The 1,858-nt window shown below is 36.0% G+C and carries 2 protein-coding genes; both read left to right on the top strand.

The window, feature by feature from the left end; translation table 11 throughout:
* The first annotated feature begins 213 nt into the window (after positions 1–213).
* Entirely contained in the window at positions 214–465 is a 252-nt protein-coding gene (locus RRG12_RS43730) for a hypothetical protein (RefSeq protein ID WP_420763332.1), read from the top strand.
* A gap of 206 nt (positions 466–671) precedes the next feature.
* Positions 672–1,781 (top strand): hypothetical protein, encoded by a 1,110-nt coding sequence (locus tag RRG12_RS43725; RefSeq protein WP_420763331.1) that lies wholly within the window; start codon positions 672–674, stop codon positions 1,779–1,781.
* The last annotated feature ends 77 nt before the right edge of the window (positions 1,782–1,858 follow it).

Here is a 1,858-nt window from a genome sequence, read left to right as displayed (position 1 = left end):
TTACCCCCCTTAATCCCCCCTTGGAAAGGCTACGGTGTACACACAAGTCAAAAGAAGATCAATTTCTCGTTGTTCTCTCGTTTATCTCGTTCCTATGCTCTGCATAGGAATGCCTGATTAGAGGCTCTGCCTAGGCTGTTGACTTTGTTGGTTTTAAGGCAAAATTATTTCATGCAATAATGATGTTGCTAGAGTCGAGAAAAGCCAAAGTAAATGCAAGAGTTTAAAAGCCCAGTCAGTAGATTAGCACGGTTGTTTCATAAAGGTCGAGATAGCTGGAGAGAAAAAGCCTTAGAAAAACAAAAGAAAGTCAGGACGTTAGAAATAAAAGTCCGAGATTTAACTGCATCACGAGAGCATTGGAAACAGCGTGCGCTGGCAGCAGAATCACAGATAAAAGAGCAGGAAATGGGAGGAGAAGTCGGTGAAAAAAAGAAGAAATTGCTAGCGAGGAGAACAACTTAGACGAGAAAAAATATAGTGAGGAATTAAGTATTAAGGGACATACTTATGATGCTCAGACAATTCAACAAGCTTTAGAACTTTTAATTGACTGTGGTATCAGTTTTAGAGCGACAGAAAAAGTATTCGAGTTATTTAAATCTGAGTCAAATATAACCCCAAGCTTTACTTGTATAAGAAAATGGTTAGGAAGGATGGGGATATATGAATTGACAAGAAAAAAAGAGTATCGGGATGATTGGATATTTATTGTTGATTTTACACTGGAATTAGGAAAGCAAAAAGCTTTAGTTGTACTAGGAATCTCACAAAAGTATTTTAGTGAACAAGTAGTTGCAAAAGGACGAGCATTATCAGATGAGGATGTCGAATTATTAGGATTAGAAATTATGGGTTCGACAAAAGGAGAAATGATTCTTCATCAGCTAAATAAAATCACTGAAAGAGTTGGCGTACCAGTACAAATAGTTGCAGATCATAGTAATGACCTGGCTCGTGGAATCAAGCTATATAAAGAAAATTATCCAGGAATCATTTACACTCATGATGTCACTCATGCAATGGCTTTACTTTTAAAATACAGGTTAGATGCAGATGATAGATATCAGTCATTTATGCAAAAATGCAATACATGCAGGCAAAGACTCCAGCAAACAGAATTATCTTTTTTGTCTCCTCCATCTCAACGTTCTCAATGTCGTTACTTCAATGTTGAAAGATTAACTAATTGGGCGATTAAGCTATTAAACTCTCCAGCAGAAACTCTGATTAAATTAATGCCAGATATTGAACATAAGCTGATTTATCCAAAAATAATAGAGAAATTGGGATGGTTAGCTGATTATGAAGCAGACCTGATTCACTGGAATCAAATGGTGGCAATGACGCGCAGTCTAGAAACCCAATTAAAACAATTAGGACTTAATTCTCAATCCCTGGAATATTTTCAGCAAAATAAATTTGAATTTGTTAACAGTTCGCTCCAAGATTTCCAACAGCAAATATTTGATTACGTGACTAATCAGTGTTTGCAAATCAAGGATAAAGAAACTTTTTTAGCTACTTCTGATGTAATTGAATCGTTGTTTGGAAAATATAAGCAATTTTCTGCACGTTGTCCAATTAAAGAGATGGGGCAGATGTTATTAACTATTTGTTTATCTACCATGAATTTAACAACCTCCGTTATTAAAAATGCACTGGAAAACATTAGTTTTACAGATGTTGAAGAATGGCTCTCTGAAGTTTTTGGACAATCTATGCTCTCAAAGAGAAAAACTTTATTTTCAGCCAACACTAACGACACAGAAACTGCATGAACTTTTACCCTCCAAAAAGGCACAAAGTCAACAGCCTAGGCTCTGCCTCTAGTCAGATATTGAGTACGAGACTCAAT

It is taken from the genome of Nostoc sp. CALU 546, from assembly GCF_048836525.1.
The sequence above is the reverse complement of the archived record's forward strand: the minus strand, read 5'-3'. Positions and strand labels throughout refer to the sequence as shown.

Bases quoted from the DNA above. Each gene is read 5' to 3' on its own strand.
- RRG12_RS43730 (WP_420763332.1), top strand. From the start codon at position 214: ATGCAAGAGTTTAAAAGCCCAGTCAGTAGATTAGCACGGTTGTTTCAT.